The following is a 484-nucleotide window of genomic DNA, read 5'->3' on the forward strand; positions in this document are numbered from 1 at the left end:
TATGGCACATTTCAACTAGAACATCAGGATTTCTTTCTCCAGCTAAAATAGCCCTGATGATTTTCAAACCGCTTGCTCCGTGTACCTGGCTTAAAACTTCTTTTAAGCGAATATTCATCATCGTGAGGGCTTTTTGCATGTGATTGACATGCATGGCAGCGCTGCGGATATGATCTTCCCTTAAGCGTTGATAACTTCGCAGTTCTTGTATCAAGTCTTCTGCTACAAAACACTTATTTAATAACCCGTAGCTATGGAGCTGCTGTATCCACTGACAATCCTTTACATCAGTTTTTCTGCCTGGCACTTGCTTGGTGCTTCTTCCATCTACCAGCCACACATCCAGTCCTCGTGCCTGAAGTATATCATACAGGATTATCCAATAAACACCGGTTGTTTCCATAGCAACAGTATCTACATTATTTTCCAGTAAGTAGGATGCTGCAGCTTCCAAATCCTCCGTAAAGGTGTCGAAACTTTTCAC

General features: G+C 42.1%; 1 protein-coding gene. It reads right to left on the reverse strand.

Annotation, left to right across the window (positions count from 1 at the left end; genetic code table 11):
- A partial coding sequence (locus tag LB465_RS18110; RefSeq protein ID WP_224471318.1) for an IS110 family transposase occupies positions 1–484 on the reverse strand: 484 nt, incomplete at both ends.

Origin of the sequence: Salegentibacter lacus, assembly GCF_020164555.1 — a bacterium.
Taxonomy (GTDB): domain Bacteria; phylum Bacteroidota; class Bacteroidia; order Flavobacteriales; family Flavobacteriaceae; genus Salegentibacter; species Salegentibacter lacus.